Here is a 24,581-nt window from a genome sequence, read left to right on the forward strand (position 1 = left end):
ATCCAGAGCCGCCCCCACTCATGTTTGGGAGTTTCGTGAATGGCTGTTGCCTCCAGCGCCTACAAAAAAGCCCTCGAAGGCAGCCAGCAACCGAAGAAGGTGCTGGTGCGGATCGAAAAGGTCACCAAGAAATTCGACGAAACGGTGGCCGTGGACGACGTGTCGCTGGAAATCAACCAGGGCGAGATCTTCGCCTTGCTGGGCGGGTCGGGTTCCGGCAAGTCCACCTTGCTGCGCATGCTAGCAGGCTTCGAACGGCCGACCGAGGGGCGTATCTTCCTCGATGGCGTGGACATCACCGACATGCCGCCCTACGAGCGGCCGATCAACATGATGTTCCAGTCCTATGCGTTGTTCCCGCACATGACGGTCGCGCAGAACATCGCCTTCGGCCTCAAGCAGGACAAACTGCCGGCGGCCGAGATCGATGCGCGCGTGGCGGAAATGCTCAAGCTGGTGCAGATGACCCAGTACGGCAAGCGCAAGCCCCATCAATTGTCCGGTGGCCAGCGTCAGCGCGTTGCGCTGGCTCGCTCGCTGGCAAAGAAACCCAAGCTGTTGCTGCTCGACGAGCCGATGGGGGCGCTGGACAAGAAGCTGCGCTCGCAGATGCAACTGGAGCTGGTGGAGATCATCGAGCGGGTCGGTGTGACCTGTGTGATGGTGACCCACGACCAGGAAGAGGCCATGACCATGGCCCAGCGCATCGCCATCATGCACCTGGGCTGGATCGCCCAGATCGGCAGCCCGATCGACATCTACGAAACCCCCACCAGCCGCCTGGTGTGCGAGTTCATCGGCAACGTCAACCTGTTCGAAGGCCAGGTGGTCGAGGACATGGAAGGCTACGCGCTGATCAGCAGCCCGGAGCTGGAACGCAGCATCTATGTCGGCCATGGCGTGAGTACCGCTGCCGAAGACAAGAACGTGACCTACGCCATTCGCCCGGAAAAGATGCTGGTGACCACCGAGCAGCCCACCAGCGAGCACAACTGGTCGCGTGGCAAGGTCCATGACATCGCCTACCTGGGCGGTCATTCGGTGTTCCACGTGCAGTTGCCGTGCGGCAAGCTGGTGCAATCGTTCGTGGCCAACGCCGAGCGCCGCAACGCCCGGCCGACCTGGGACGACGAAGTATTCGTCTGGTGGGAAGACGACAGCGGCGTGGTACTGCGCTCATGAAGCTGCGCAAGATCAAACGCAAGCTCAAGCGGATCATCCCCGATGGGCGCCAGATGGTCATCGGCGTGCCGTTCCTGTGGTTGTTCCTGTTCTTCATGCTGCCGTTTTTCATCGTTCTCAAGATCAGCTTCGCCGAAGCCGACGTGGCCATTCCGCCGTACACCGAAATCTGGAGCTACGCCGAACAGAAGTTCGAGCTGATCCTCAATTTCGCCAACTACGCGCTGCTCACCGAAGACGACCTGTACATCTCGGCCTACCTGGGCTCGTTGAAGATGGCCTTCTTCAGCACGCTGATCTGCCTGTTGGTCGGCTATCCCATGGCCTACGCCATCAGCAAGGCGCGCAAGGACCTGCAGACCGTACTGTTGCTGCTGATCATGATGCCGACCTGGACTGCTATCCTGATCCGCGTGTACGCCTGGATGGGCATCCTGAGCAACAACGGTTTGCTCAACGCTTTCCTGATGTGGCTGGGCGTGATCGATCAACCGTTGCAGATCCTCAACACCAACCTGGCGGTGTACATCGGCGTGGTCTATGCGTACCTGCCGTTCATGATCCTGCCGTTGTTCGCCAACTTGGTGAAGCATGACAACAGCCTGCTGGAAGCGGCCTCCGACCTGGGTTCGAGCACCTTCAACAGCTTCTGGAAGATCACCGTGCCGCTGTCCAAGAACGGCATCATCGCCGGCTGCATGCTGGTGTTCATTCCGGTAGTCGGCGAGTTCGTGATTCCCGAGCTGCTCGGTGGCCCGGAAACCCTGATGATCGGCCGGGTGTTGTGGCAGGAGTTCTTCAACAACCGCGACTGGCCCGTTGCTTCGGCGCTGGCGGTGCTGATGCTGGCGATTCTGATCGTGCCCATCGTGCTGTTCAATCGCAGCCAGGCCAAAGAGCTGGAGGGCAAGCCATGAAGCGTTTCGGGTTCTCCAAACTGATCCTGATCCTGGGGCTTGTCTTCATCTATGCCCCGATGCTGATCCTGGTGATCTACTCGTTCAACGCCTCGCGCCTGGTGACGGTGTGGGGCGGCTGGTCGGTGCAGTGGTACGTCGGCCTGCTGGACAACGATCAACTGATGGGCGCAGTGATGCGCTCGCTGGAAATCGCCTGCTACACGGCGGTGGCGGCCGTTGCGCTGGGGACCATGGCAGCGTTCGTGCTGACGCGCATCAGCCGCTTCAAGGGGCGCACGATGTTCGGCGGCCTGGTGACGGCGCCGCTGGTGATGCCCGAGGTGATCACCGGCCTGTCGTTGCTGCTGCTGTTCGTGGCCATGGCCCAAGTGATCGGCTGGCCGCAGGAACGCGGCATCGCCACGATCTGGATCGCCCACACCACCTTCTGCGCCTCGTACGTGGCGGTGGTGGTGTCCTCGCGGCTGCGTGAACTGGACCTGTCGATCGAAGAGGCCGCCATGGACCTCGGTGCGCGGCCGTGGAAGGTGTTCTTCCTGATCACCATTCCAATGATCGCGCCATCGCTGGCAGCGGGCGGGATGATGTCTTTCGCGCTGTCGCTGGATGACCTGGTGCTGGCCAGCTTCGTTTCCGGACCCGGCTCCACGACCCTGCCGATGGAAGTGTTCTCGGCCGTGCGCCTGGGCGTGAAGCCCGAGATCAACGCGGTGGCCAGCCTGATCCTGCTGGCGGTTTCGTTGGTGACGTTCCTGGTCTGGTACTTCGGTCGGCGGGCCGAGGAACGTCGCCGCAAGGCGATCCAGCAAGCCATCGAGGAAAGCGCGGCGAACGCCTGGCAGCAGCCCACGGCACAGCGGCCGGTGGCGTCGGTTTGATGGGGTAGGGCGCTGGATCTTCAGCGCCCTCGAGGGCCTCTTCGCGGGCAGAGGGCTCGCCGCCCGCCCCGCTCCCACAAGTACGATGCAGGTTTATTGTGGGAGCGGGTCTCTGCCCGCGAAGAGGCCCGCACAGTCAGCACACGTATTGCCTTGGAATAATCATCCATGTCCCCTGCATTCCAGCCCGACACACTACGTACTTCTCTGCTACCTCTAAACGCACGGCAGCCGCTGTCCGCCGAAGCCCAGGCCTACCGACGCTTCTACCAGCTCGACCTGCCCGCGCAAAGCTGGCTGGGCCGCTTCTCGGCAGCCGGTTTCGACCTCGTCGCCCAGGTATGGATACCGCAACGAGCTGTCGCCACGCTCTTCGTGATGCACGGCTTCTATGATCACATGGGGCTGTATCGACACGCGGTGCAGTGGGCCATGGAACGAAACTTCGCCGTCATTTCCTGCGACCTGCCGGGCCATGGCCTGTCCAGTGGCGAACGGGCCAGCATCCATAACTTTGCCGACTATCAGGCCACCCTCGACGGCTTGTTCGCCGAGGCGAGCCTGCTGCAGTTGCCCCAACCGTGGCATTTGCTGGGCCAGAGCACGGGCGGCGCAATCATCGTCGACCACTTGCTGCACCACGGCGAGCAATCGCCGGCGCAAGGACGGGTCCTGTTGATGGCGCCGCTGGTGCGACCCTCCGCGTGGGGCGTGTCAAAGCTCAGCTATCGGGTGCTCAAACCCTTCGTCAGCGGTATTGCCCGGCGCTTCAGCGCTAATACCAACGACCCGGATTTCATGCCCTTTCTGCAAGCCGATCCACTGCAGCCGCGGCGCCTGCCGACGGCGTGGGTGGGTGCGCTGGTGCAGTGGGTGCAGCACATCGAAGCCGCGCCGCGCAGTCCGCGGACGGTGCTGATCGTGCAGGGCGATGACGACGACACCGTGGACTGGCACCACAACCTCAAGGTGCTGCGAGCCAAGTTCGCCGACGTGCGGGTGTTGCAGGTGGCGGGGGCCAGGCATCACCTGGTCAATGAGCTACCGGCCATTCGGGCGCAGTGTTTCGGGTTTTTTGACCAGCATCTGTAACCGAGTCGTTCCATTCGCGGCCACTGACCGCTCCCACAGGGGGTACTGGCCGCGAAAGGGGCGACTCAATTCCCGGCTCTGTCCTGGGGCTGTCCAACCGCCAGCCCCGCACGCACCGCTTCCAAGGCCGCCTGATAATAAGCCTGTCCAGCGGCAGACTCGGCGAAGCCGACGAACTCTTCCAGTTGAGGATCGGAGAGTTCGCGGTACACGTACAACAGCGTGTTGTTCAAATCGATGGCGATCTGCTGCTGCAGCCGCTCGCGCTGACCGTCGAGCAAGCCAGCCGCCTGTCCACCGCCGAGCAGCCCGGGAATCATCGAACTGAGGCTGTCGGCGGCCACCCCGGCGATCGCCAGGCTGACCTCCGCACCGGCCTGGCGGGCAGGCAGTGCCTGCGCCAAGTGGCCGATCAACAATGCGCGCGTGGACTCCACCTGCAGTTTCGGCAGACCCTGAGCGTTCTTGGCCAGTTGATCGCTGCGAGTCGCCAGTAGTTCGGCGGCGACGATCTTGCGGCCCAAGGGCGACTCGAAGAAAGCGAGGGCCGGCTTGGGGTCGGCCAGACCCTGACGCAGCCGCGCCTCGGCACGCTGGTCCATGGCCTGGGCCGCGAAGCGTTGGTCGCTGTTGCTCACCAGTGCCTGGAACACCGCCGGTGGCAGGCTGCTCTGGTAACGCTGCTGGGCCGCCTTGAGGGCATCGCTGAAATGTGCCCTTTGTTCAGGCCAGCCAGCGGCCTTGTACAGCTGGTCGTGGTCGTCGGCCCAGGCGGGCGTCGTACTGAACATCATCAAGAACACAAGGACGCGGCGCATAGGGACTCCTGTCGGCAAGGGGCCATTGTCCGTGGCATTGCCTGGCTTTGTCGAGAAGTGACACAGGCATCGCGCTTGGATGCGTCGACACTGTGCAAGCCTCTGTCGGTTTTGCGGGCGTATGGATACTATGCCGGGCATGCCAATACCTTCTGACCATCCACTGCTGCTGCGCATCGTCGACGACCTGGCCGAACACGGCTGGTCGCAGCAGGAACTCTTCGTGCCCCAGGATCTGACCCTGGCGCTGGCCGCCGAGTGCCGTTTGCGTCATGCCCAGGGTGAACTGGCGCCAGCGGCTGTCGGGCGCGGCCCGTCCCAAGAAATTCGCGAAGGCATTCGCGGTGATCGCATCCAATGGATCGAAACGGGCGAAGCGGCCTCGTGCGATCGCTACATGACGATCATGGACAGCCTGCGCGAGGCCCTGAATCGCGGCCTGTTCCTGGGGCTGGAAGACTTCGAATGCCACTTTGCCCTGTACCCGCCGGGCAGCGTTTACCTGCGCCACCTGGACCGCTTTCGCGACGATGACCGGCGCATGGTTTCAGCGGTGCTGTACCTGAACGATGCGGACTGGAGCGAAGAGGATGGGGGACAGTTGCGCATGTACCTGCAAGGCGACACGGCGTACGACGTGCAGCCGATGGGTGGCACGCTGGTGGTGTTTCTGTCGGGAGAGGTCCCGCACGAGGTGATGCCGGCGCAGCGCAACCGGCTGTCGCTGACAGGCTGGTTTCGCCGTCGCGGCAACGAGCCGTTCTGAAGCACTGCGGTGTGCCAGGCACACCGCAATCCGGCCGCTTTTAGAACAGTACGCGGCAGCGAATGGTCCCGTTGACCTGTTGCAGCTTCTCCTGCGCCAGGTCCGAGTATTCGGCGTCGACGTCGATCACCACGTAGCCGACCTTTTCATTGGTCTGCAGGAACTGGCCGGAGATGTTGATGGCGTTCTCGGCGAAGACCTTGTTGATCTCCATCATCACGCCTGGCACGTTCTCGTGGATGTGCAGCAGGCGGTGCTTGCCAGGGTGGGCCGGCAAGGCCACTTCCGGGAAGTTGACCGACGACACCGAGGTGCCGTTGTCGCTGTACTTGACCAGCTTCTCGGCCACTTCCAGGCCGATGTTGGCCTGTGCTTCGGCGGTGGAACCACCGATGTGCGGGGTCAGGATGACGTTGTCCAGGCCACGCAGCGGGCTTTCGAAGATGTCGTCGTTGGAGCGTGGCTCGACCGGGAACACGTCGATGGCAGCGCCGATCAGGTGCTTGTCCTTGATCGCCTCGGCCAGTGCGTCGAGCTCGACCACGGTGCCGCGCGCGGCGTTGATGAGGATACCGCCCTTCTTGATGGCGCGGATTTCCTTCTCGCCGATCATCCACTGGGTGGCGGCGGTTTCAGGCACGTGCAGGGTGACGATGTCGCTCATGCCCAACAGCTCGGTCAGGCTGGCGACCTGGGTAGCGTTGCCCAGCGGCAGCTTGGTCACGGTATCGTAGAAATACACCTGCATGCCCAGGCCTTCGGCCAGCACCGACAGCTGGGTGCCGATCGAGCCATAGCCGACGATGCCCAGTTTCTTGCCGCGGATCTCGAAGGAGTTCGCCGCGCTTTTGATCCAGCCGCCACGGTGGCAGGACGCGTTCTTCTCGGGGATGCCGCGCAGCAGCAGGATGGCCTCGGCCAGTACCAGCTCGGCCACGGAACGGGTGTTGGAGTAGGGCGCGTTGAACACCGCAATGCCGCGCTCGCGGGCGGCGGCCAGGTCGACCTGGTTGGTGCCGATGCAGAAGCAGCCCACGGCCACCAGTTTCTTCGCGCAGTCGAACAGCTCTTCGGTCAGCTGGGTGCGTGAGCGAATGCCGATGAAGTGCGCGTCGGCGATCTTTTCCTTGAGCTCGGCTTCGGGCAGGGACTTGGTGTGGTACTCGATGCTGGTGTAGCCGGCAGCCTTGAGGACGTCCACGGCGGATTGGTGGACACCTTCGAGAAGAAGGAACTTGATCTTGCTCTTGTCGAGGGAAGTCTTGCTCATCTGCGTAAACCTGTGTCCCGAAAAAAATGGCAGGAAGTGAAGCGGCGCGCACCGGGCCAGAGCTCGATTGGCGGGGTGCGTATGCTAGCATAGCCTCCCTGTCGTACGCCCATCCTGGGTCATGAGCCGTTCTCAGGGTGACTATGAATGGTTCGCGGTTCAACGTGCCGCAAACCGCTCGATTCGTGAATCCTTCACTTGCAGAGCCGCGTCCATGAACAGCCACGCCCTGATCGATGAACTCAAGACCCTGCTCGAGCCCGGCAAGGTCCTCACCGATGCCGCCTCCCTCGACACCTACGGCAAGGACTGGACCAAACAGTACGCCCCGGCCCCCAGCGCCATCGCCTTTCCCAAGACCACCGAACAGGTCCAGGCCATCGTCCGCTGGGCCAACCAGCGCCAGGTCGCACTGGTGCCCTCCGGCGGCCGCACCGGCCTGTCGGCGGCGGCCGTGGCGGCCAACGGCGAAGTGGTGGTGTCGTTCGACTACATGAACAAGGTGCTCGACTTCAACGCCACCGACCGCACCGTGGTGTGCCAGCCCGGCGTCATCACCAAGCAGTTGCAGAACCTGGCCGAAGAAAATGGCCTGTACTACCCCGTGGACTTCGCCTCGTCGGGATCCAGCCAGATCGGCGGCAACATCGGCACCAATGCCGGCGGCATCAAGGTCATCCGCTACGGCATGACGCGCAACTGGGTGGCGGGCCTCAAGGTCGTCACCGGCCAGGGCGATCTGCTGGAGCTGAACAAGGACCTGGTCAAGAACGCCACCGGCTACGACCTGCGTCAGCTGTTCATCGGTGCCGAGGGCACCCTGGGCTTCATCGTCGAGGCGACCATGCGCCTGGATCGCGCGCCGAAGAACCTCACCGCGATGGTGCTGGGCACTGCCGACTTCGACGCGATCATGCCGGTGCTGCATGCGTTCCAGGGCAAGCTCGACCTCACCGCGTTCGAGTTCTTCTCCGACAAGGCTTTGGCCAAGGTACTGGGCCGCGGCGACGTGCCGGCGCCGTTCGAAACGGCCTGTCCGTTCTACGCCCTGCTGGAATTCGAAGCCACCACCGACGACATCGCCGACACCGCGCTGGCTACCTTCGAGCATTGCGTGGAGCAGGGCTGGGTGCTGGATGGGGTGATGAGCCAGAGCGAGCAGCAGCTGCGCAACCTGTGGAAACTGCGCGAGTACATCTCCGAAACCATTTCCCATTGGGTGCCGTACAAGAACGACATCTCAGTGACCATTTCCAAGGTGCCGGCCTTCCTGCGCGAAATCGACGCCATCGTCAGCGAGCGCTACCCGGCCTTCGATGTGCTCTGGTACGGCCACATCGGCGACGGCAACCTGCACTTGAACATTCTCAAGCCCGAACACATGGACAAGGACGCGTTCTTCGCCGAATGCGCGCTGGTCAATACCGAAGTGTTCGAAACCGTGCGCAAGTACAACGGCTCCATCTCCGCCGAGCATGGCGTGGGCATGGTCAAGCGCGACTACCTGCAGTACAGCCGTTCGCCGGTCGAAATCCAATACATGAAGGCCATGAAGGCCGTGTTCGACCCCAATGGGGTCATGAACCCGGGCAAGATCTTTTCCATTTGATGCGTTCATCTGAGCAGAGGTTCGAGCAATGAGCTACCAGCACCAGTACATCGACGGCACCCGTATCCATTTCCCGCTGGGCAAGGTGGTGTGCATCGGCCGCAACTACGCCGAGCACGCCAAGGAGCTGGACAACCCGATCCCCACCGAGCCGCTGCTGTTCATCAAGCCCAGCAGCTGCGTGGTGCCATTGCAGGACACCTTTAGCATTCCCACCGACCGCGGCGCGGTGCACTACGAAGCCGAAATCGCCGTGCTGCTGGGCAAGTCCCTGAGCACCCGGCCCAGCGCCGAAGAAGTCATCGATGCCATTTCCGGTTTCGCCCCGGCGCTGGACCTGACCCTGCGCGACGTCCAGTCACGCCTGCGCGAGAAAGGCCTGCCGTGGGAAATCGCCAAGTCGTTCGACGGCGCAGCGGTGATCGCCCCCTTCGTGTCGGCCGCAAGCTTCGCCGACCTCACCGACATCCCGGTACGCCTCACCATCAATGGCGAAGTGCGCCAGGACGGCAACAGCAGCCTGATGCTCAACCCCATCGTGCCGATGATCCAGTACATGGCCGGGTGTTTCTCGTTGCAGGCCGGCGATGTCATTCTCACCGGCACCCCGGCCGGGGTAGGCCCGCTCGAGGTCGGCGCCGACATCGTGCTGGAACTGCCAGGTGTCAGCCGCTTCACCAGCCGCGTCCAGTAATCGCCGGGCGCCTCACCTTTTTTTGACATTCGATCTGGATAATGCCCCCACCCCAGTGGGTGCATCGTCCGGATGTGCCTGCATGAATTCGTCTCCAGCAAGGGTACTCCATGGTCCGCGCCGCGCTGCATTCATCCCGCCCCCTGCACAAACGCTGGTACCTGTGGGCCTTGCTGGTGCTGCTGATCGGCTACATCGTCGCGGTGGTCCTGCATTGGGACGACCGCGCCGAGCTGTGGGTGCAGGAATGGACGCAGAACGGCGCCGAGCGCAAGGCCAGCGTCTGGTTGCCCGATTACAAGGCCGTGATCGATGGCAAGCCGCTGCCGGGCATGGAAAACGACGAAGCTTCAGATATCGCTTACCACCCCGGCACCCGCACGTTGTTCTCGGTCATGGGCAAGAACCCCTATCTGGTCGAACTGAGCCTGCAGGGCGACGTCCTGCGCAAGATGCCGCTGACCGGCTGGAGCAATCCAGAGGCCGTCACGGTATTGGCCGATGGACGCCTGGCGATCATCGACGAGCGTCAGCACCAATTGACCGTGGTCAAGGTCGACGCCAACACCCGTGAGCTGAACATCGCCGACTTCGCACCGTTCGACCTCGGCCCCTCGGCCGACCAGAACAAGGCTTTCGAGGCACTGGCCTGGGACCCGCGCAACCAGCGCCTGCTGCTGGGCGAAGAACGACCGCCGGCATTGTTTTCCGTGAAGTTGGGCGGCGACGGCCAACCTGTTGGCGAGAAACAACGCCTCGATGCACCTGACCTGGACATGCGCAACCTTTCGGCGCTGGCGGTAGACCCGCGCACCGGTCACCGCCTGTTGCTGTCAGCCGACTCGCACCTGCTGATGGAATACGACGAAGCGGGCAAGCAGTTGAGCTTCATGGCACTGCTGGGCGGCATGAACGGCTTCAAGGACACCATTCCCCGCGCCGAGGGCGTAACCATCGATGACCAGGGCACGATCTACCTGGTGAGCGAGCCGAATCTGTTCTACGTATTGCGCAAGGAGTGAGCCGACGGGAGTGCATTTTGCGGTCGCACCATCACGGACATTTCCTACCTATAAATCCGCAGATACTTAAGCTTGGCTTCATCATTTAATGGTTTGATGCGCACACTTCATTCAAGAGCCCGACGCAATGCGTTTCTTCGTCCGACCCATTCACCTGCTGCTGATCGCGGCACTGATCGCGCTGATCTGCGCCTTCGCTGCACTGCACCACTTCCGCTGGCTCGAACGCGCCAGTTTCAACGTCGAACGCTGGCTCGGCGGGCCCTTCCCGGGCGCGATCGACCTGGACAGCTATCAGGTGGACATCGAGGCGCAGGTGGTCGAGGGGCTGGACGACGACATTTCTGCGCTGACCTTCGACCCGTCGCGCAAGACCCTGTTTACCGTCACCAACCAGCGTTCCGAACTGATCGAGCTGTCGCTGCAGGGTAATATTCTGCGCCGCATTGCCCTGGTCGGATTCGGTGACCCAGAGGCGGTCGAGTACATCAGCCCCGGCGTCTACGTGATCACCGACGAGCGCCAGCAGCGCTTGATCAAGATCAACATCGACGACAGCACGCAGATCATCGATGCACAGGACGCCGAACAGTTGAGCCTCAACTTCGGCGGGCGCAGCAACAAGGGCTTCGAAGGGCTGGCCTACGACTCGGCCGGCAAGCGCCTGTTCGTGGCCCGCGAGCGCGACCCGATGCTGATCTACGAGGTGCAGGGTTTTCCACGCGGGGTCAGCGACAAGCCGCTGGACGTGCAGGTGACCCAGGACCGCCGGCGCGATGCCGGGCTGTTCGTGCGCGATCTTTCCAGCCTGCAATACGACGAACGCAGCGGCCACCTGCTGGCGCTCTCGGACGAGTCGCTACTGGTGCTGGAACTCGACGTGCAGGGCAGGCCCCTGAGCACGATGTCGCTGCGCAAGGGTCGCCAGGGGTTGAGCAAGAGCGTGCCGCAACCCGAAGGCATTGCCATGGACGACGATGGCAACCTGTACATGGTCAGCGAACCGAACCTGTTCTACGTGTTCCGCAAACGCTGAGCGGCGCTACCCCTCGGGGTGCAGAAACTTGTCGAGGAATTGCCGGGTCCGCGCGTGCCGAGGGTTGGCGAACAGCTCGCGGGCCGGGCCCTGTTCCACGATCGCGCCCTGGTCGAAGAACACCACGCGGTTGGCCACGTCCCTGGCAAACTGCATCTCGTGAGTGACGATGACCATGGTCCGCCGCTCCTGCGCCAGGCCCCGAATGGTCGCCAGCACCTCGCCGACCAGTTCCGGGTCGAGCGCCGAGGTCGGCTCGTCGAACAGGATGACCTGCGGCTGCATGGCCAGCGCCCGGGCAATCGCCACGCGCTGCTGCTGACCGCCCGACAAGCGCCTGGGGTAGGCGTCTTCCTTGCCGGCCAGGCCCACTTTTGCCAACAGGCTGCGACCCAGTTCGACCGCTTCGGCCATGGCCATCTTCTTCACCACCACCGGCCCTTCGATGACGTTTTCCAACGCCGTGCGGTGAGGGAACAGGTTGAAGTTCTGGAACACGAAGCCCACCTGCTGGCGCAACTCGCGAATCAAGCCTTGCTGTTGCGCCACCCGGGCGCCGTCGATTTCGATGTCGCCCACGCGGACCTGGCCACTGGTAGGTGTTTCCAGCAGGTTCAGGCAGCGCAGGAAGGTCGTCTTGCCCGAGCCACTGGGGCCGATAATGGCCACCACTTCGCCGGCGGCGACCTCCAGATCGATGCCCTTGAGTACGGTGTGACCATTGAACTGCTTGGTCAGGCCCTTTACCACGATCATTGCTTCATGCCTCTTGGTCGTGGCGGTTGACCCGCCGTTCCAGATGATTCTGCAGGTGCGCCAGAAGGCTTGCCAGCAGCCAGTAGATCAGTGCGGCCGCCAAGTACATGGTGAAAATCTCGAACGTGCGTGCCGTGATCAACTGCGCCTGGCGAAATAGCTCCGGCACCTGGATGGTCGCAGCCAGCGCGGTGTCCTTGACCAGCGAGATGAAGCTGTTGCCCAGCGGCGGCAGGGCAGTGCGCATGGCCTGTGGCAGGATGGCCCGGCGCAGGGTCTGCGCGCGGGTCATGCCGATGCTGGCAGCGGCTTCCCACTGGCCGCGCTCGATGGACGCGATCGCCGCCCGCAGGATTTCACAGGCGTAGGCCGCCATGTTCAGGGAAAAACCGATCAGCGCCGCCGACAGCGGGTCCAGTTCGATACCGACCTGGGGCAGGCCGTAGTAGATGACGAACAGTTGGACCAGCAACGGCGTGCCGCGGAAGAACGACACATAGACCCGCGCCGGCCAGCTCAGCAGCCGGCTCCTGGACAGGCGCATGAGCGCCAGGCCGAAGCCCAGCAGCAAGCCGAAGAACATCCCGCCCAGGCTGAGAAACACCGTGTAGTAGGCACCCTTGAGCAGAAAGGGTGCCGAATCGAGCATCAGCTGCAGGCTGCTCTCGATCATTGCGTGACGTCAGCGCTGAACCATTGCTTGGACAGCTTGGCCAGGGTGCCGTCTTTGCGCAGTTTTTCCAGTGCGTCGTCGAGTGCCTTGAGCAGCTCCGGTTCGCCTTTGCGCACGGCGATCCCGGCTTCCTGGCGCGAGAATGCGTCGCCGGCCAGGGCGAGGGTCTCGTTGGTCTTGTTGATCAGGTCGAAGGCCGCCAGGCGGTCCACCAGAATGGCATCGATGCGGCCGACGCGCAGGTCCTGGTATTTGGTGGGGTCATCGTCGTAGGTTTTGACAATGGCGCTCGGTACGTTGTCCTTGAGCCACTGCTCGTAGTTGGTGCCCAGGCCCATGCCGACTTTCTTGCCGGCCAGGTCCGACGCCTGCTTGATGCTGTCGGCGTTCTTCTTCGCGACCACTGCCTGGATACCGGACACGGTGTAGGGCGTCGAGAAGTCGTACTTCTTCTTACGCTCTTCGGAGATGGTCACCTGATTGACCACCACGTCCAGGCGCTTGGACTCCAGCGCCGCAAGAATGCCGGCCCACGGGGTCGCCTGCAGTTTGACCTTGACCCCCAGCTCCTTGGCCAGGGCCTCGGAGAGCTGCACTTCGAAGCCGGTCAGCTTGCCGTTCTCGTCGACGAAGCTGAACGGTGGATAGGTCCCCTCCAGGCCGACGTTGATGACACCGGCGTCCTTGATCTTCTGCAACTGTTCGCCGGCAACCGCCTGGCCCAGCAGCGAACTGCCCAGAACCAGACCGGCGATCAGCAGGTGTTTGCGCAATGCGGGAAAATTCATGGCGGATCCTTGAGATGAGGGAGGGTTTCGCATCGTTTGCAGCAACCTTCGCGGCTACCGATCGTCGATGTGAAGGCGCGTCGGGAAAAACAGGACTATAGGCACCGCCACGCTGGGCCACAAGCCCCCGCAGTGGCTACGGAACGTAAGACCCCGGCTTATGTTCAGATGCTCCACGAGCGATCCAAAGCGTTCTTTTTACCGCCTGGATTTTTCCCGTATGGTGGGCGCCATCGGCGACCATCGCTGTTTTCGCACAGGGCAGGACATAACCGTGAACGACATCCCTCAGGCACGCAAAGGCCATTGGCAGTTACAGTCCATCGTCGGCCAGTTGCATGAGGCGCGGTCCGATTGGCGCCGGCAGAACGGACGCAGTTGCGGCATGCAGGGCGGTCGCGAACTGCCGTCGCGCGAGGCCATGGCCCAGGTGCTCGAGCAGCTGTGCGGGGCGCTGTTTCCGATGCGCCTGGGGCCGGTGGACCTGCGCGAGGAAAGCGAAGATTTCTACGTAGGCCATACCTTGGACGCCGCGCTCAACGAACTCTTGACCCAGGCCCGCCTGGAGCTGCGCTACGCCGCGCGCAATGGCGACTGCGACCTGCCGGCCGTCGACGCCAAAGCGTTGCAGTTGATCCAGGGTTTCGCCGTCGCCCTGCCGGGTCTGCGGCGCTTGCTCGATACCGATGTGCTGGCGGCCTACCACGGCGATCCGGCGGCGCGCAGCGTCGACGAAGTGCTGCTCTGCTATCCGGGCGTGCTCGCGGTGATCCATCATCGCCTGGCGCACCATCTGTATCTCGCCGGCTTGCCGTTGCTGGCGCGCATCAGCTCGGAACTGGCCCATTCGGCGACCGGTATCGACATTCACCCCGGCGCGCGGATCGGTCCGAGTTTCTTCATCGACCATGGCACGGGCGTGGTGATCGGCGAAACCGCCGTCATTGGCGAACGAGTGCGTATCTACCAGCAGGTCACCCTGGGGGCCAAGCGCTTCCCGGCGGACGAGTCCGGGCAGTTGCAGAAGGGTCATCCGCGCCATCCGATCGTCGAGGACGATGTGGTCATCTATGCCGGCGCAACCATTCTGGGCCGCATCACCATCGGCAAGGGCTCGACCATCGGCGGCAACGTGTGGCTGACGCGCACCGTGCCGGCAGGCAGCAACCTGACCCAGGCGAACCTGGTACACGACGACGGCAGTCAGAAATAGGCCGGCACAGCTGCCAGTGAACGGTCTGTTTGTCGGGCCGTTCGGCCCATCAATTGGCCATCCACCCATCAGTCGTGTTTTAATTGAACGCTCGTTCAATAAAACCATGGATCGCGATTCGCGTTCAACAGGAGGCCATCCCTTGCTGAAAACGCCCAGTTTCTTCCATTTCCGAACGTGTGGAGTGCACAACGCATGAGTGCATCTTCATCGACCCCAAGCGGCAATGTGCGCATGAACCCTCCGGTGTTCTATTTTGCCGCCAGCTTCATCCTGATTTTCGGCATCGTCGTCATTTCCTTCCCGCAAGCGGCCGGTCAATGGTTGCTGGCAGCGCAAAGTTGGGCCGCCAACACCGTGGGCTGGTATTACATGCTGGCCATGACGTTGTACCTGGTGTTCGTCGTGGTAACGGCGCTGTCGGGGTACGGCAAGATCAAACTGGGGGCCGATCACGACGAGCCCGAGTTCAGCTACCTGTCCTGGGCCGGGATGCTGTTTGCCGCCGGCATCAGCATCACCCTGTTCTTCTTCTGCGTGTCCGAACCGCTGACCCACATGCTGCAACCGCCGCAGGGCGAGGCAGGCACCCAGGAAGCCGCGCGCCAGGCCATGCAGCTGCTGTTCCTGCACTGGGGCCTGCATGGGTGGGGTGTGTTCGCCTTCGTCGGCATGGCCCTGGCCTATTTCGCCTATCGTCACAACCTGCCGCTGGCGCTGCGTTCGGCGCTGTACCCGCTGATCGGCAAGCGCATCAACGGACCGATCGGCTACGCAGTGGATGGCTTCGGCATCATCGCCACCATTTTCGGCCTGGGTGCCGACATGGGCTTTGGCGTGCTCCACCTCAACTCGGGCCTGGACTACCTGTTCGGCGTGGCCCATACCCAGTGGATCCAGGTGATCCTGATCACCCTGATGATGGGTGCGGCCATTCTGGTGGCGGTCTCCGGCGTCGACAAGGGCGTGCGGGTGATGTCCGACATCAACATGCTGCTCGCCTGTGCGCTGCTGCTCTTCGTGTTGTTCGCCGGCCCGACCCAGCATTTGCTCAGCACTCTGGTACAGAACGTCGGCGACTATCTGGGCGCGCTGCCCAGCAAGAGTTTCGACGTCTACGCCTACGACAAGCCCAGCGACTGGCTGGGCAACTGGACGGTGTTCTACTGGGCCTGGTGGATTGCCTGGTCGCCGTTCGTGGGTCTGTTCATCGCGCGGATCTCGCGCGGGCGCACGATTCGCGAGTTCGTCTTCGGCGTGCTGCTGATTCCTCTGGGCTTTACCCTGGCCTGGATGTCGATCTTCGGCAACAGCGCGATCGACCAGGTGATCAACCATGGCATGGCTGCAATCGGCCAGTCGGCCATCGACGACCCATCGATGACCCTCTACCTGCTGCTGGAAACCTATCCGTGGGCGCGGACGGTGATCGCGGTCACCGTGTTCATCAGTTTCGTGTTCTTCGTCACCTCGGCCGACTCGGGCACTGTCGTGCTCTCGACCCTGTCTGCACGTGGCGGCAACCCGGACGAAGACGGTCCGAAATGGCTGCGGGTGTTCTGGGGCGCGATGACTGCACTGGTAACCAGTGGCCTGCTCTTCGCCGGCAGTATCGATTCGCTGAAGTCTGCCGTGGTGCTCACCTCGCTGCCGTTCTCGGTCATCCTGCTGGCGATGATGTGGGGCTTGCAAAAGGCCTTCCATATGGAAGGCCAGCGCAAGATCGCCCAGTTGTATTCGCTGGCGCCGGTCGCCAGTTCGCGGCCAGGGCGTGGCGGTTGGCGTCAGCGGCTGGGCCAGGCCGTGAGCTTCCCCTCGCGTGACGAGGTGTACCGCTTCATGGACACCCACGTACGGCCAGCCGTGGCTGAAGTGACCGCCTCGTTCGCCGAGAAAGGGCTGGATGCCGTTGCCCAGGAGGACACCAGCCACGACAACGTGACTTTCGAGATCGGTCATGGTGAAGAGCGGCCGTTCATCTATCAGGTGCAGATGCGTGGTTACTTCACGCCATCCTTTGCCCGTGGCGGGATGGGCAATCAGGAACTGAAGAACCGCCGCTACTACCGAGCCGAGGTGCATTTGTCCGAAGGCAGCCAGGACTACGACCTGGTGGGCTACAGCAAGGAGCAGATCATCAACGACATCCTCGACCAGTACGAACGGCACATGCAGTTCCTGCATCTGGTGCGTTGACCGATATAGAGGGGCAATCAGGCCCCTCGCTCGACCCCGGGCAGAAAAGCTGTACGCATAAAAAAACCCTCGCACCGATGTGCGAGGGTTTTTTATGGACGCGCTGTCAGTTATCGGCGACGGCGTTCTTGGCCAAAATGGCGTTGGCCAGGTCCATGTCGGATGCTTCCAGACCAGGGTTCTGCGCACGGACTTTCTGGATCGCGGCTTCCAGATACGGGCCGCGGATACCGCCTTCGCTGGCCACGAAACTGCCGGCATCGTCCTGGGCCGCGATGATCAGCTTGTGATCCTTGAAGGTCAGGTAGGAAGAGCCGGTGGTGGCGCCGGAAGAGAGCACATTGCGCCAGAAGGGATCGGCCATGGCCGAACTGACGGGCAAAGACAGCAATGCGAGGGTAGCAACGGCAGTTTTGAGGCGCATGATCGAGACTCCACAGTGTGATCCGGTACGAATGTAATCCGGGGCAGTTGTCGTTCGCACGTTGGATACGGCCAACCGCAGTCAAGTTCCCCAAGGCGATCGACCTGCCCATCGCGGTGCTCTACATCGCGTCGATGCGCGGGGTCACACGCAGCACCTCCTCGAGCGTGGTGAGGCCGGCAGCGATCTGCCTCGCACCACCCAGGCGCAGGCTGCGCATGCCCTCCCTGCAGGCCTGGCGCCTGAGCGCGGCGAAATCGGTATTGGCGCCGATGCACGCCTTCACCCCGTCGCTCATCAGCAGCACCTCGTACACCCCGGCCCGCCCGCAGTAGCCGGTGTCGCGGCAGCGCGAACAGCCTACGGCTCGTCGTGCGCCCTTGGGTACGGCCATGCGCCAGGGCTCGATGAGCGCCGTCCAGGTGTTCGGGTCGACCCGCGCCGGTGCCTTGCAGTCTTCGCACAGCGTGCGTATAAGGCGCTGCGCCATGACGCCCAGCACCGTGGCCTTGATCAAATAATGCGCGACCCCAAGTTCCAGCAGGCGAGTGATCGCACTCACGGCATCGTTGGTGTGCAGGGTCGACACCACCAGATGGCCGGTCAGGGCCGCCTGGATGGCCATCTCGGCCGTCTCCAGGTCGCGGATTTCACCGACCATGATGATATCCGGGTCCTGCCTCATCAATGCGCGCAGGCCACTGGCGAAATCCAGGTCGATGTTGTGCTGCACCTGCAGCTGGTTGAAGGCCGGCTCGACCATCTCGATCGGATCTTCGATCGTGCACAGGTTGATCTGCGGCGTCGCCAGCTGTTTGAGGGTGGTGTACAGCGTGGTGGTCTTGCCCGAGCCGGTGGGCCCGGTGACCAGCACGATGCCGTGGGCCTGGGTGGTCATCTGCTGCCAGCGCCGCAGGTCGTCGGCGGCCAGGCCGAGCTGGGCAAAATCCTTGAGCAACACCTGAGGGTCGAAGATGCGCATGACCATCTTTTCGCCGAAGGCGGTGGGCAGGGTGGACAGCCGCAACTCGATCTCCTGGCCCCCGGGCAGGCGGGTCTTGATCCGCCCATCCTGGGGCTTGCGTTTCTCTGCGACGTTCATGCGCCCCAGGCTCTTCAGGCGGCTGACGATGGCCAGGGTGACCTGCTCCGGGAAGCGGTACACGCAATGCAGCAAGCCATCGATGCGAAAGCGCAGCGCACCGAACTCGCGCCGCGGCTCGATATGAATGTCGCTGGCGCGCTGCTCGAACGCGTAGTGGAACAGCCAGTCGACGATGTTGACGACGTGCTGGTCGCTGGCGGCGGGCGCGGCCATGTCGCCCAGTTGCAGTAGTTGCTCCAGATTGCCCGTGGCACTGGACTGGCCCTGGAACCTGGCGCCGCTGACCGAGCGCGCGAGTTGGAAAAACTGTTCGGTGAAGCGCTGGATGTCGACGGGGTTGGCCACCACCCGCGTGATCGTGCGCTTGAGCACATGGGCCAGATCGGCTTCCCACTGGCGCTGCCAGGGCTGCGCGCTGGCGACGGTGACGCTGTACTCGTCCACGGCCACGGCGAGGATGCCGTGGCGCAGTGCAAAGGCCTGGGGCATCAGGGCAACCACGGTGGGTACGTCGATGCACAGAGGGTCGATGCGCAGGTAGGCTTGCCCGGCGTGGTGGGCCAGCCACTGGCTCAGGGCATCGAGGTCAAGCAACTGCCCCGGTTGGCGCGGATCGGGTAGCCGGCAATCCGCCAACCGTTGCAGCGGGTGAAGCCGGAGCGCACCTGCGTGCTGGAAATCCTTGTGCAGCGCTTGAGCGGTGTGTGGTTCGATGAGCCCGTCGGCGAGCAGGTCGTCGACCAGTTCATCGATGTCCAGGTCGCAGTCGTGGCGATGCCGGTGGGGAGTGGCGACGAGGGTCATGCGGGGCCTCCTTGGCGGTGCGCGATCTGTCGTGCCACACAGCCTAGCGCCCGTGCCCAAAGTTGCCGTCATGGCAACCGTTGCCGCATTTGTCTCGCTCGCTCAAGCGTACGACTGCACCTGGGCCGGGTGCTGGGCGTCGGTGATCTGCACGTCGAAAACGCTGATCAGGTTGCGCATTTTCTCCGCGATCACTTGCGCCCGGTGCCAGGTCAACTCGCCGACCTGTACCTGGATCTGCAGGCTGTCCGCCATTTGCACGGCGCTGAGCTGGCAAGGAATCAGGTACTGCATGGCAAACAGATTGAGCACCCGACACAGCACGTCGGCCTCGATCTCTGCACTCAGGCTGAACTGCACGGTCGTGGTGAGGTTGCCGGCAGCCCAGACATCGGGGCGCGGCGGGGTCAGCAGTTCAAAGGCAGACATGGGCGATCTCCGTGGTGAATGCAAGAAAGTTTCCCACGTCCATCGGGGCATTTCTTGCCTGACTTTGCGAGTATTCGAGCTATCTTGAATTGGGCAAGTCTAAAAAATCGAAATTGGAGATAAATCTATGCAAAGCCCGTTGGATGCTTACGACCGACGTATTCTGGCGTTGCTGCAAGAAGACGCCACGCTGTCCAGTGCACAGATCGCCGAGCAGGTGGGCTTGTCGCAGTCGCCGTGTTGGCGGCGCATCCAGCGGCTCAAGGAGGAGGGGGTGATCAGGGCCCAGGTGACGCTGCTGGACCGCAAGAAAATCGGCCTGAACACGCAGATATTCGCCGAGGTGAAGCTCAACGCCCACGGCCGCTCGAATTTCACCGAGTTCACGGAAGCGATACGGGGTTTTCCAGAGGTGCTGGAGTGCTACGTGCTAATGGGCAACGTCGATTTTCTACTCCGTATCGTCACGCCGGACATCGAAGCCTACGAGCGCTTCTTCTTCGAGAAGCTGTCGATGGTGCCGGGCATTCAAGAGGTGAATTCGACGGTGGCGCTGTCCGAAATCAAGTCGACCACCAGCCTGCCGGTGGATCGGTGACTGGCGAGATCAGCCGCTCCTACAGGTTCACAACACCCTGTAGGAGCGGCTGGCAGCCGCGAAGAGGTCAGAAAAACACCACAAAGCTTACTTGCGCAGCAACAGTTTCCACGCGCGATTCTGGCTCACGGCAATGGCCTGCTGCATCCGCGCATCTAGCACTTCATCGCTGATGTCCAGGCTGGCCAGGGCGTGCAGCTTGTTCAGCTCGCCGAACAGGCGGTCGACTTCCGGTACGTCCAGCACGCCGCGGGCCAGGTGCAGCCAGCTCTGGATACGTTCGATACGCGGCAACTGCTCGGCCAGGTCCTCGGGTTGCTGCTGGTAGCGCGGCAGTTGCAGCGCCGCGCCTTCCTCGGCCAGCAGATGGCCCAACCAGCTTTGCAACTGGGCGCTGCCCTGGCGGTTGCCGCGGTTGTTGCGTTCGACCGTCCACAGACGGCCCATCAGCCAGCGGGAGGTGTTCAGCGAGAACTGGCCCCAGCGCACGTCCAGCAACTCTTCGGCGAACTGTTCGGGTGCGGCCTTGCGCACGTCTTCGTCGTCCTGGCCGGCCTGCACCAGGGGGCGCCAGTCTTCGAGCAGAGCATCGAGGGTGGTGCGCAGCTCGTTGCTGCTGGCACGCGGCGCGGCCTGGCCCAGGCTGCCGACCAGTCCGCGTAACTCGATGAGCTGTTGCACCCAGTCCTGCAGCAGGCGCCAGTGGCCATTGAAGCGGTACTGCTCGGCCAAGCGCTGGCTGTTCGCCAATAGGTGCCAGGCCAGGGCAGTGAAGGCGTCGTCCAGCGTGGTCTCGGCGTTCAATTCCGGGGCGGGCAGGCTCAGGGCGTAGCTGTCCGGATCGCTGAGACGATAGCCGCGCTCGGCCTTGCTGATGTCGCAAGGCATCAGCGGCAGTTTCTCGGCCAGTTCGGCGGCCAGTTCCAGCAAGGCTGCCGGCTCGCCTTCACGCAGTTCCAGTTCCAGTTCGCAGATCTCTTCGGACTGCTTGCCGACGATGACCTTGCCCAGGTCCAGGGCCGCTTCGATCACCACCCGCGCCTTGCCACGGCCCCAGGCGATTTCCGCGCGCTCGCGGACGAAGTCGGTGGTGAATACCGGCTTGATGGTCTTCTTGTCCAGCTCGGCCAGTTGCTCGGGCCAGCATTCGCCGTCGAGCTTCTTCAGGTCGAGCTTGGCCTTGGGCAGGTTCCAGTCGTATTCGTTGCGCTGCGACAGCCCGGCCACGCTGCTGCCACGGGTCTTGAGCGTCTGGATGACTTCTTCGCCATCGCGGCGCAGGCGCAGGGCGACCTTGGCGGCTGCCAGTTCGCGTGCAGGCGTGTCGAAGTACTGGTTGAACAGCTCTCGGCGCTCCCAGCCACTTTTGTTGCGCTTTTTCAGCAGGGGGTGCTCACGCAGAGCAGCGAGCGTTTCGCGGCTGACGCGCAGTTTGATTTCGGTTTCTTTGTGCATGAGGGGGCAATCCAAGCGCTGGCGGACAACAACGCGCTGATGACTAGATAAGGCCGTGCAGTGTACAGCAGTCGTGCCACGGCGGTTTATTCTTGGCGCTCGATGGCTCTATGATGGGGCTCGTCCCGGGAGGATCGCCATGCCATTGCCGTCCATGCAGGAACAGTTCGCCGCCCTCATTGCGGCGCCTTCGGTCAGTTGCACCCAGCCCAGCCTGGACCAGTCCAACGGCCCGGTCATCGAGCTGCTGGCCAACTGGTTGTCCGAACTGGGGTTTGCCTGCGACATCCAGCAGGTCGAGCCCGGCAAGTTCAACCTGATCGCCACGTTCGGCAGCGGCCCCGGCGGTCTGGTGCTGGCCGGTCACAGCGACACGGTGCCTTACGACGAGGCGCTGTGGAACACCGACCCGCTCAAGCTCACCGAAGTCGATGGCCGTTGGGTCGGGCTGGGCAGCTGCGACATGAAAGGCTTTTTCGCCCTGGCGATCGAGGCGGTGCGTGGCCTGATCGACCAGCCGTTCAAGCAGCCGCTGATCATCCTGGCCACCTGCGACGAAGAAAGCTCGATGTCCGGTGCCAAGGCGCTGGCCGCCGCCGGTCGTCCGCTGGGCCGTGCCGCGGTGATTGGCGAGCCGACCGGGCTCAAGCCGATCCGCCTGCACAAGGGCGTAATGATGGAACGCATCGACATTCTGGGTCGCAGCGGGCACTCGTCCGATCCAAGCCTGGGCCACAGCGCCCTGGAAGCCATGCACGGGGCGATCGGTGAGTTGCTGGACCTGCGTCGGCAATGGCAGCGCGAATACAACAACGCGCAGTTCAGCGTGCCGCAACCGACCCTGAACCTGGGCTGCATCCATGGCGGCGACAACCCCAATCGCATTTGTGGGCAATGCTCGCTGGAGTTCGACCTGCGGCCGCTGCCGGGCATGGACCCCCAGGTGCTGCGCGCTGCGATCCGCAGCAAGCTGGCGCCGCTGGCCGAGCTGCACCAGGTAAAGATCGACTATGCCCCGCTGTTCGCCGAGGTGCCGCCTTTCGAGCAGCGTGCCGACGCCGAGCTGGTCCGCGTGGCCGAGCGCCTGACCGGGCATACGGCGGCGGCCGTGGGTTTCGGTACCGAGGCACCGTACTTCCAGAGCATGGGCTGCGAAACCCTGGTGCTGGGGCCAGGCAATATTGCTTGTGCGCATCAGCCAGGCGAATACCTGGAAATGTCACGTTTGCAGCCTACCGTGCGTCTATTGCGTGAACTGATCGAGCATTACTGCCTCGAATCGGTGATCGCCTAATTCAGGCGTGCCCCCGGGCCGCCTTTCATGCAAGGAGTGCACGCGTGTTGCCAAGCCTGTCACGACGATAACCCTCAGACCGCTGTGCGCCGAATGATGTTTTTCGTCCCACCTTTCTACAGGCTTTTGCAGTTATGCCCGACTACGTGAATTGGCTTCGCCACGCTTCCCCCTACATCAACGCCCACCGTGATTGCACCTTCGTGGTGATGCTGCCCGGCGAGGGCGTTGCCCACCCCAACTTCGGCAATATCGTCCACGACCTGGTGCTGTTGCACAGCATGGGCGTGCGCCTGGTGCTGGTCCACGGATCGCGCCCGCAGATCGAAAGCCGCCTGGCCGCCCGTGGCCTGAGCCCGCACTACCATCGCAACCTGAGGGTCACCGACGCCGCCACGCTGGAATGCGTGATCGATGCGGTGGGCCAGTTGCGGATCGCCATCGAGGCGCGCCTGTCCATGGACATGGCGTCCTCGCCGATGCAGGGCTCGCGGCTGCGCGTGGCAGGCGGCAACCTGGTCACGGCGCGGCCGATTGGGGTGGTAGAGGGTGTCGACTATCACCACACCGGCGAAGTGCGTCGGGTTGATCGCAAGGGCATCAACCGCCTGCTCGACGAACGTTCGATCGTGCTGCTGTCGCCCCTGGGCTACTCGCCCACCGGCGAGATCTTCAACATCGCCTGTGAAGACGTGGCAACGCGGGCCGCCATCGATCTTGCGGCCGACAAGCTGCTGCTGTTCGGCGCCGAGCCGGGGCTGCTCGACGAAACCGGTCACCTGGTGCGTGAGCTGCGTCCGCAGCAGGTGCCGGCGCACCTGTTGCGCCTGGGCAACGATTACCAGGGGGAGTTGCTCGATGCGGCGGCCCAGGCGTGCAAGGGTGGCGTCAGCCGTGCGCACATCGTCAGCTACGCCGAAGATGGCGCATTGCTGACCGAGTTGTTTACCCGCAATGGCGGCGGCACCCTGGTGGCGCAGGAGCAGTTCGAGCAAGTACGCGAGGCTAACATCGAAGATGTCGGTGGCTTGCTGGACTTGATCAGCCCGCTGGAAGAGCAGGGCATCCTGGTGCGCCGCTCTCGGGAAGTGCTGGAGCGCGAGATCACCCAATTCAGCGTGGTCGAGCGTGAAGGCATGATCATCGCCTGCGCCGCGCTGTACCCGATTGCCGACTCCCAGACCGGCGAGCTGGCGTGCCTGGCGGTGAATCCGGAATACCGCCATGGCGGTCGTGGCGACGAGCTGCTCGAGCGCATCGAGGAGCGGGCGCGGGCATTGGGTTTGAATACCTTGTTCGTACTCACCACCCGCACGGCACACTGGTTCCGCGAGCGCGGCTTCGTACCCAGCGGCGTCGAACGCCTGCCTTCGGCACGCGCCTCGCTGTACAACTACCAGCGTAATTCGAAGATCTTCGAAAAGGCGCTGTAGCGGCGCATCAGACCGATCGGTGGCGCCTTCTTCGCGGGCAGAGCCCGGCTCCCACATGAGATAAGCACATATCCATTGTGGGAGCGGGCTCTGCCCGCGAAAAGGGCGCTGCGGTGCAGCAGAGAT

The 24,581-nt window shown here is 63.1% G+C and carries 23 protein-coding genes; 14 read left to right on the forward strand and 9 right to left on the reverse strand.

Annotation, left to right across the window (positions count from 1 at the left end; all coding sequences use genetic code 11):
* Positions 1-39: 39 nt before the first annotated feature.
* The 4 genes from potA to bipL all read left to right on the forward strand — a co-directional run bounded on the left by potA (position 40) and on the right by bipL (position 4,072).
* On the forward strand, positions 40-1,182 hold the full coding sequence (potA, locus tag LT40_RS17045) for a polyamine ABC transporter ATP-binding protein (protein WP_043192288.1): 1,143 nt from the start codon (positions 40-42) through the stop codon (positions 1,180-1,182).
* Positions 1,183-1,217: 35 nt separating this feature from the next.
* Positions 1,218-2,099, forward strand: coding sequence for an ABC transporter permease subunit (locus LT40_RS17050; RefSeq protein ID WP_162473371.1), 882 nt, complete (start codon positions 1,218-1,220; stop codon positions 2,097-2,099).
* Complete coding sequence (locus tag LT40_RS17055) at positions 2,096-2,980, forward strand: ABC transporter permease subunit (RefSeq protein WP_043192290.1); 885 nt, start codon at positions 2,096-2,098, stop codon at positions 2,978-2,980. The genes LT40_RS17050 and LT40_RS17055 overlap by 4 nt, the downstream gene beginning before the upstream one ends.
* Before the next feature lie 168 nt (positions 2,981-3,148).
* Positions 3,149-4,072, forward strand: a complete 924-nt coding sequence (gene bipL, locus LT40_RS17060; RefSeq protein WP_043192291.1) for a phospholipase BipL — start codon at positions 3,149-3,151, stop codon at positions 4,070-4,072.
* A 65-nt stretch (positions 4,073-4,137) separates the two neighbouring features.
* Here bipL and LT40_RS17065 read toward each other — a convergent pair whose 3' ends face one another.
* Positions 4,138-4,890 (reverse strand): DUF2059 domain-containing protein, encoded by a 753-nt coding sequence (locus tag LT40_RS17065; RefSeq protein WP_043192292.1) that lies wholly within the window; start codon positions 4,888-4,890, stop codon positions 4,138-4,140.
* 130 nt (positions 4,891-5,020) lie between these two features.
* Here LT40_RS17065 and LT40_RS17070 point away from each other — a divergent pair, with 130 nt between their 5' ends.
* Positions 5,021-5,656, forward strand: coding sequence for a 2OG-Fe(II) oxygenase (locus LT40_RS17070; protein ID WP_043192293.1), 636 nt, complete (start codon positions 5,021-5,023; stop codon positions 5,654-5,656).
* A gap of 40 nt (positions 5,657-5,696) precedes the next feature.
* On the opposite strand, the gene serA is transcribed toward LT40_RS17070, so the two are convergent.
* Complete coding sequence (gene serA, locus LT40_RS17075) at positions 5,697-6,926, reverse strand: phosphoglycerate dehydrogenase (RefSeq protein ID WP_043192294.1); 1,230 nt, start codon at positions 6,924-6,926, stop codon at positions 5,697-5,699.
* 214 nt (positions 6,927-7,140) lie between these two features.
* Between serA and LT40_RS17080 the strand changes: the two genes are divergently transcribed.
* The 4 genes from LT40_RS17080 to LT40_RS17095 all read left to right on the forward strand — a co-directional run bounded on the left by LT40_RS17080 (position 7,141) and on the right by LT40_RS17095 (position 11,287).
* Positions 7,141-8,535 (forward strand): FAD-binding oxidoreductase, encoded by a 1,395-nt coding sequence (locus LT40_RS17080; RefSeq protein WP_043192295.1) that lies wholly within the window; start codon positions 7,141-7,143, stop codon positions 8,533-8,535.
* A gap of 28 nt (positions 8,536-8,563) precedes the next feature.
* Positions 8,564-9,229, forward strand: a complete 666-nt coding sequence (locus LT40_RS17085) for a fumarylacetoacetate hydrolase family protein (RefSeq protein WP_043192296.1) — start codon at positions 8,564-8,566, stop codon at positions 9,227-9,229.
* Positions 9,230-9,339: 110 nt separating this feature from the next.
* Positions 9,340-10,251, forward strand: a complete 912-nt coding sequence (locus LT40_RS17090) for an SdiA-regulated domain-containing protein (RefSeq protein WP_052393454.1) — start codon at positions 9,340-9,342, stop codon at positions 10,249-10,251.
* 127 nt (positions 10,252-10,378) lie between these two features.
* Positions 10,379-11,287 carry an SdiA-regulated domain-containing protein gene (locus LT40_RS17095; protein ID WP_043192297.1) on the forward strand — a complete coding sequence of 303 codons (909 nt, stop codon included), beginning with the start codon at positions 10,379-10,381 and terminating at the stop codon, positions 11,285-11,287.
* A gap of 6 nt (positions 11,288-11,293) precedes the next feature.
* On the opposite strand, the gene tcyN is transcribed toward LT40_RS17095, so the two are convergent.
* The 3 genes from tcyN to tcyJ are packed head-to-tail and all read right to left on the reverse strand — an operon-like array spanning position 11,294 to position 13,504.
* Complete coding sequence (gene tcyN / locus LT40_RS17100; RefSeq protein WP_043192298.1) at positions 11,294-12,043, reverse strand: L-cystine ABC transporter ATP-binding protein TcyN; 750 nt, start codon at positions 12,041-12,043, stop codon at positions 11,294-11,296.
* Positions 12,044-12,047: 4 nt separating this feature from the next.
* Complete coding sequence (gene tcyL / locus LT40_RS17105; protein WP_148308575.1) at positions 12,048-12,716, reverse strand: cystine ABC transporter permease; 669 nt, start codon at positions 12,714-12,716, stop codon at positions 12,048-12,050.
* Positions 12,713-13,504, reverse strand: coding sequence for a cystine ABC transporter substrate-binding protein (tcyJ, locus tag LT40_RS17110; protein ID WP_043192299.1), 792 nt, complete (start codon positions 13,502-13,504; stop codon positions 12,713-12,715). The genes tcyL and tcyJ overlap by 4 nt, the downstream gene beginning before the upstream one ends.
* A 274-nt stretch (positions 13,505-13,778) precedes the next feature.
* Here tcyJ and epsC point away from each other — a divergent pair, with 274 nt between their 5' ends.
* Complete coding sequence (epsC, locus tag LT40_RS17115; protein ID WP_237749264.1) at positions 13,779-14,717, forward strand: serine O-acetyltransferase EpsC; 939 nt, start codon at positions 13,779-13,781, stop codon at positions 14,715-14,717.
* 234 nt (positions 14,718-14,951) lie between these two features.
* Positions 14,952-16,913, forward strand: a complete 1,962-nt coding sequence (betT, locus tag LT40_RS17120) for a choline transporter BetT (protein ID WP_193385583.1) — start codon at positions 14,952-14,954, stop codon at positions 16,911-16,913.
* 106 nt (positions 16,914-17,019) lie between these two features.
* Here the strand turns inward: betT and LT40_RS17125 are convergent, their stop codons facing one another.
* The 3 genes from LT40_RS17125 to LT40_RS17135 all read right to left on the reverse strand — a co-directional run bounded on the left by LT40_RS17125 (position 17,020) and on the right by LT40_RS17135 (position 19,675).
* On the reverse strand, positions 17,020-17,337 hold the full coding sequence (locus tag LT40_RS17125) for a DUF2388 domain-containing protein (protein WP_043192301.1): 318 nt from the start codon (positions 17,335-17,337) through the stop codon (positions 17,020-17,022).
* 121 nt (positions 17,338-17,458) lie between these two features.
* On the reverse strand, positions 17,459-19,246 hold the full coding sequence (tfpB, locus tag LT40_RS17130) for a type IV pilus assembly ATPase TfpB (RefSeq protein WP_043192302.1): 1,788 nt from the start codon (positions 19,244-19,246) through the stop codon (positions 17,459-17,461).
* A gap of 102 nt (positions 19,247-19,348) precedes the next feature.
* On the reverse strand, positions 19,349-19,675 hold the full coding sequence (locus tag LT40_RS17135; protein WP_043192303.1) for a hypothetical protein: 327 nt from the start codon (positions 19,673-19,675) through the stop codon (positions 19,349-19,351).
* Between the two features lie 127 nt (positions 19,676-19,802).
* Here LT40_RS17135 and LT40_RS17140 point away from each other — a divergent pair, with 127 nt between their 5' ends.
* On the forward strand, positions 19,803-20,273 hold the full coding sequence (locus LT40_RS17140) for an Lrp/AsnC family transcriptional regulator (protein WP_043192304.1): 471 nt from the start codon (positions 19,803-19,805) through the stop codon (positions 20,271-20,273).
* Between the two features lie 87 nt (positions 20,274-20,360).
* Here LT40_RS17140 and LT40_RS17145 read toward each other — a convergent pair whose 3' ends face one another.
* Positions 20,361-21,728, reverse strand: coding sequence for a CYTH domain-containing protein (locus LT40_RS17145; protein ID WP_043192305.1), 1,368 nt, complete (start codon positions 21,726-21,728; stop codon positions 20,361-20,363).
* A gap of 139 nt (positions 21,729-21,867) precedes the next feature.
* On the opposite strand from LT40_RS17145, the gene argE reads away from it, so the two are divergent.
* Both argE and argA read left to right on the forward strand, forming a co-directional pair.
* Positions 21,868-23,022: an acetylornithine deacetylase gene (argE, locus tag LT40_RS17150; RefSeq protein WP_043192306.1), complete on the forward strand. Its 1,155-nt coding sequence runs from the start codon at positions 21,868-21,870 to the stop codon at positions 23,020-23,022.
* 134 nt (positions 23,023-23,156) lie between these two features.
* Positions 23,157-24,455 (forward strand): amino-acid N-acetyltransferase, encoded by a 1,299-nt coding sequence (argA, locus tag LT40_RS17155; protein ID WP_043192307.1) that lies wholly within the window; start codon positions 23,157-23,159, stop codon positions 24,453-24,455.
* The last annotated feature ends 126 nt before the right edge of the window (positions 24,456-24,581 follow it).

Source organism: Pseudomonas rhizosphaerae (assembly GCF_000761155.1).
In the GTDB taxonomy this organism is placed as follows: domain Bacteria; phylum Pseudomonadota; class Gammaproteobacteria; order Pseudomonadales; family Pseudomonadaceae; genus Aquipseudomonas; species Aquipseudomonas rhizosphaerae.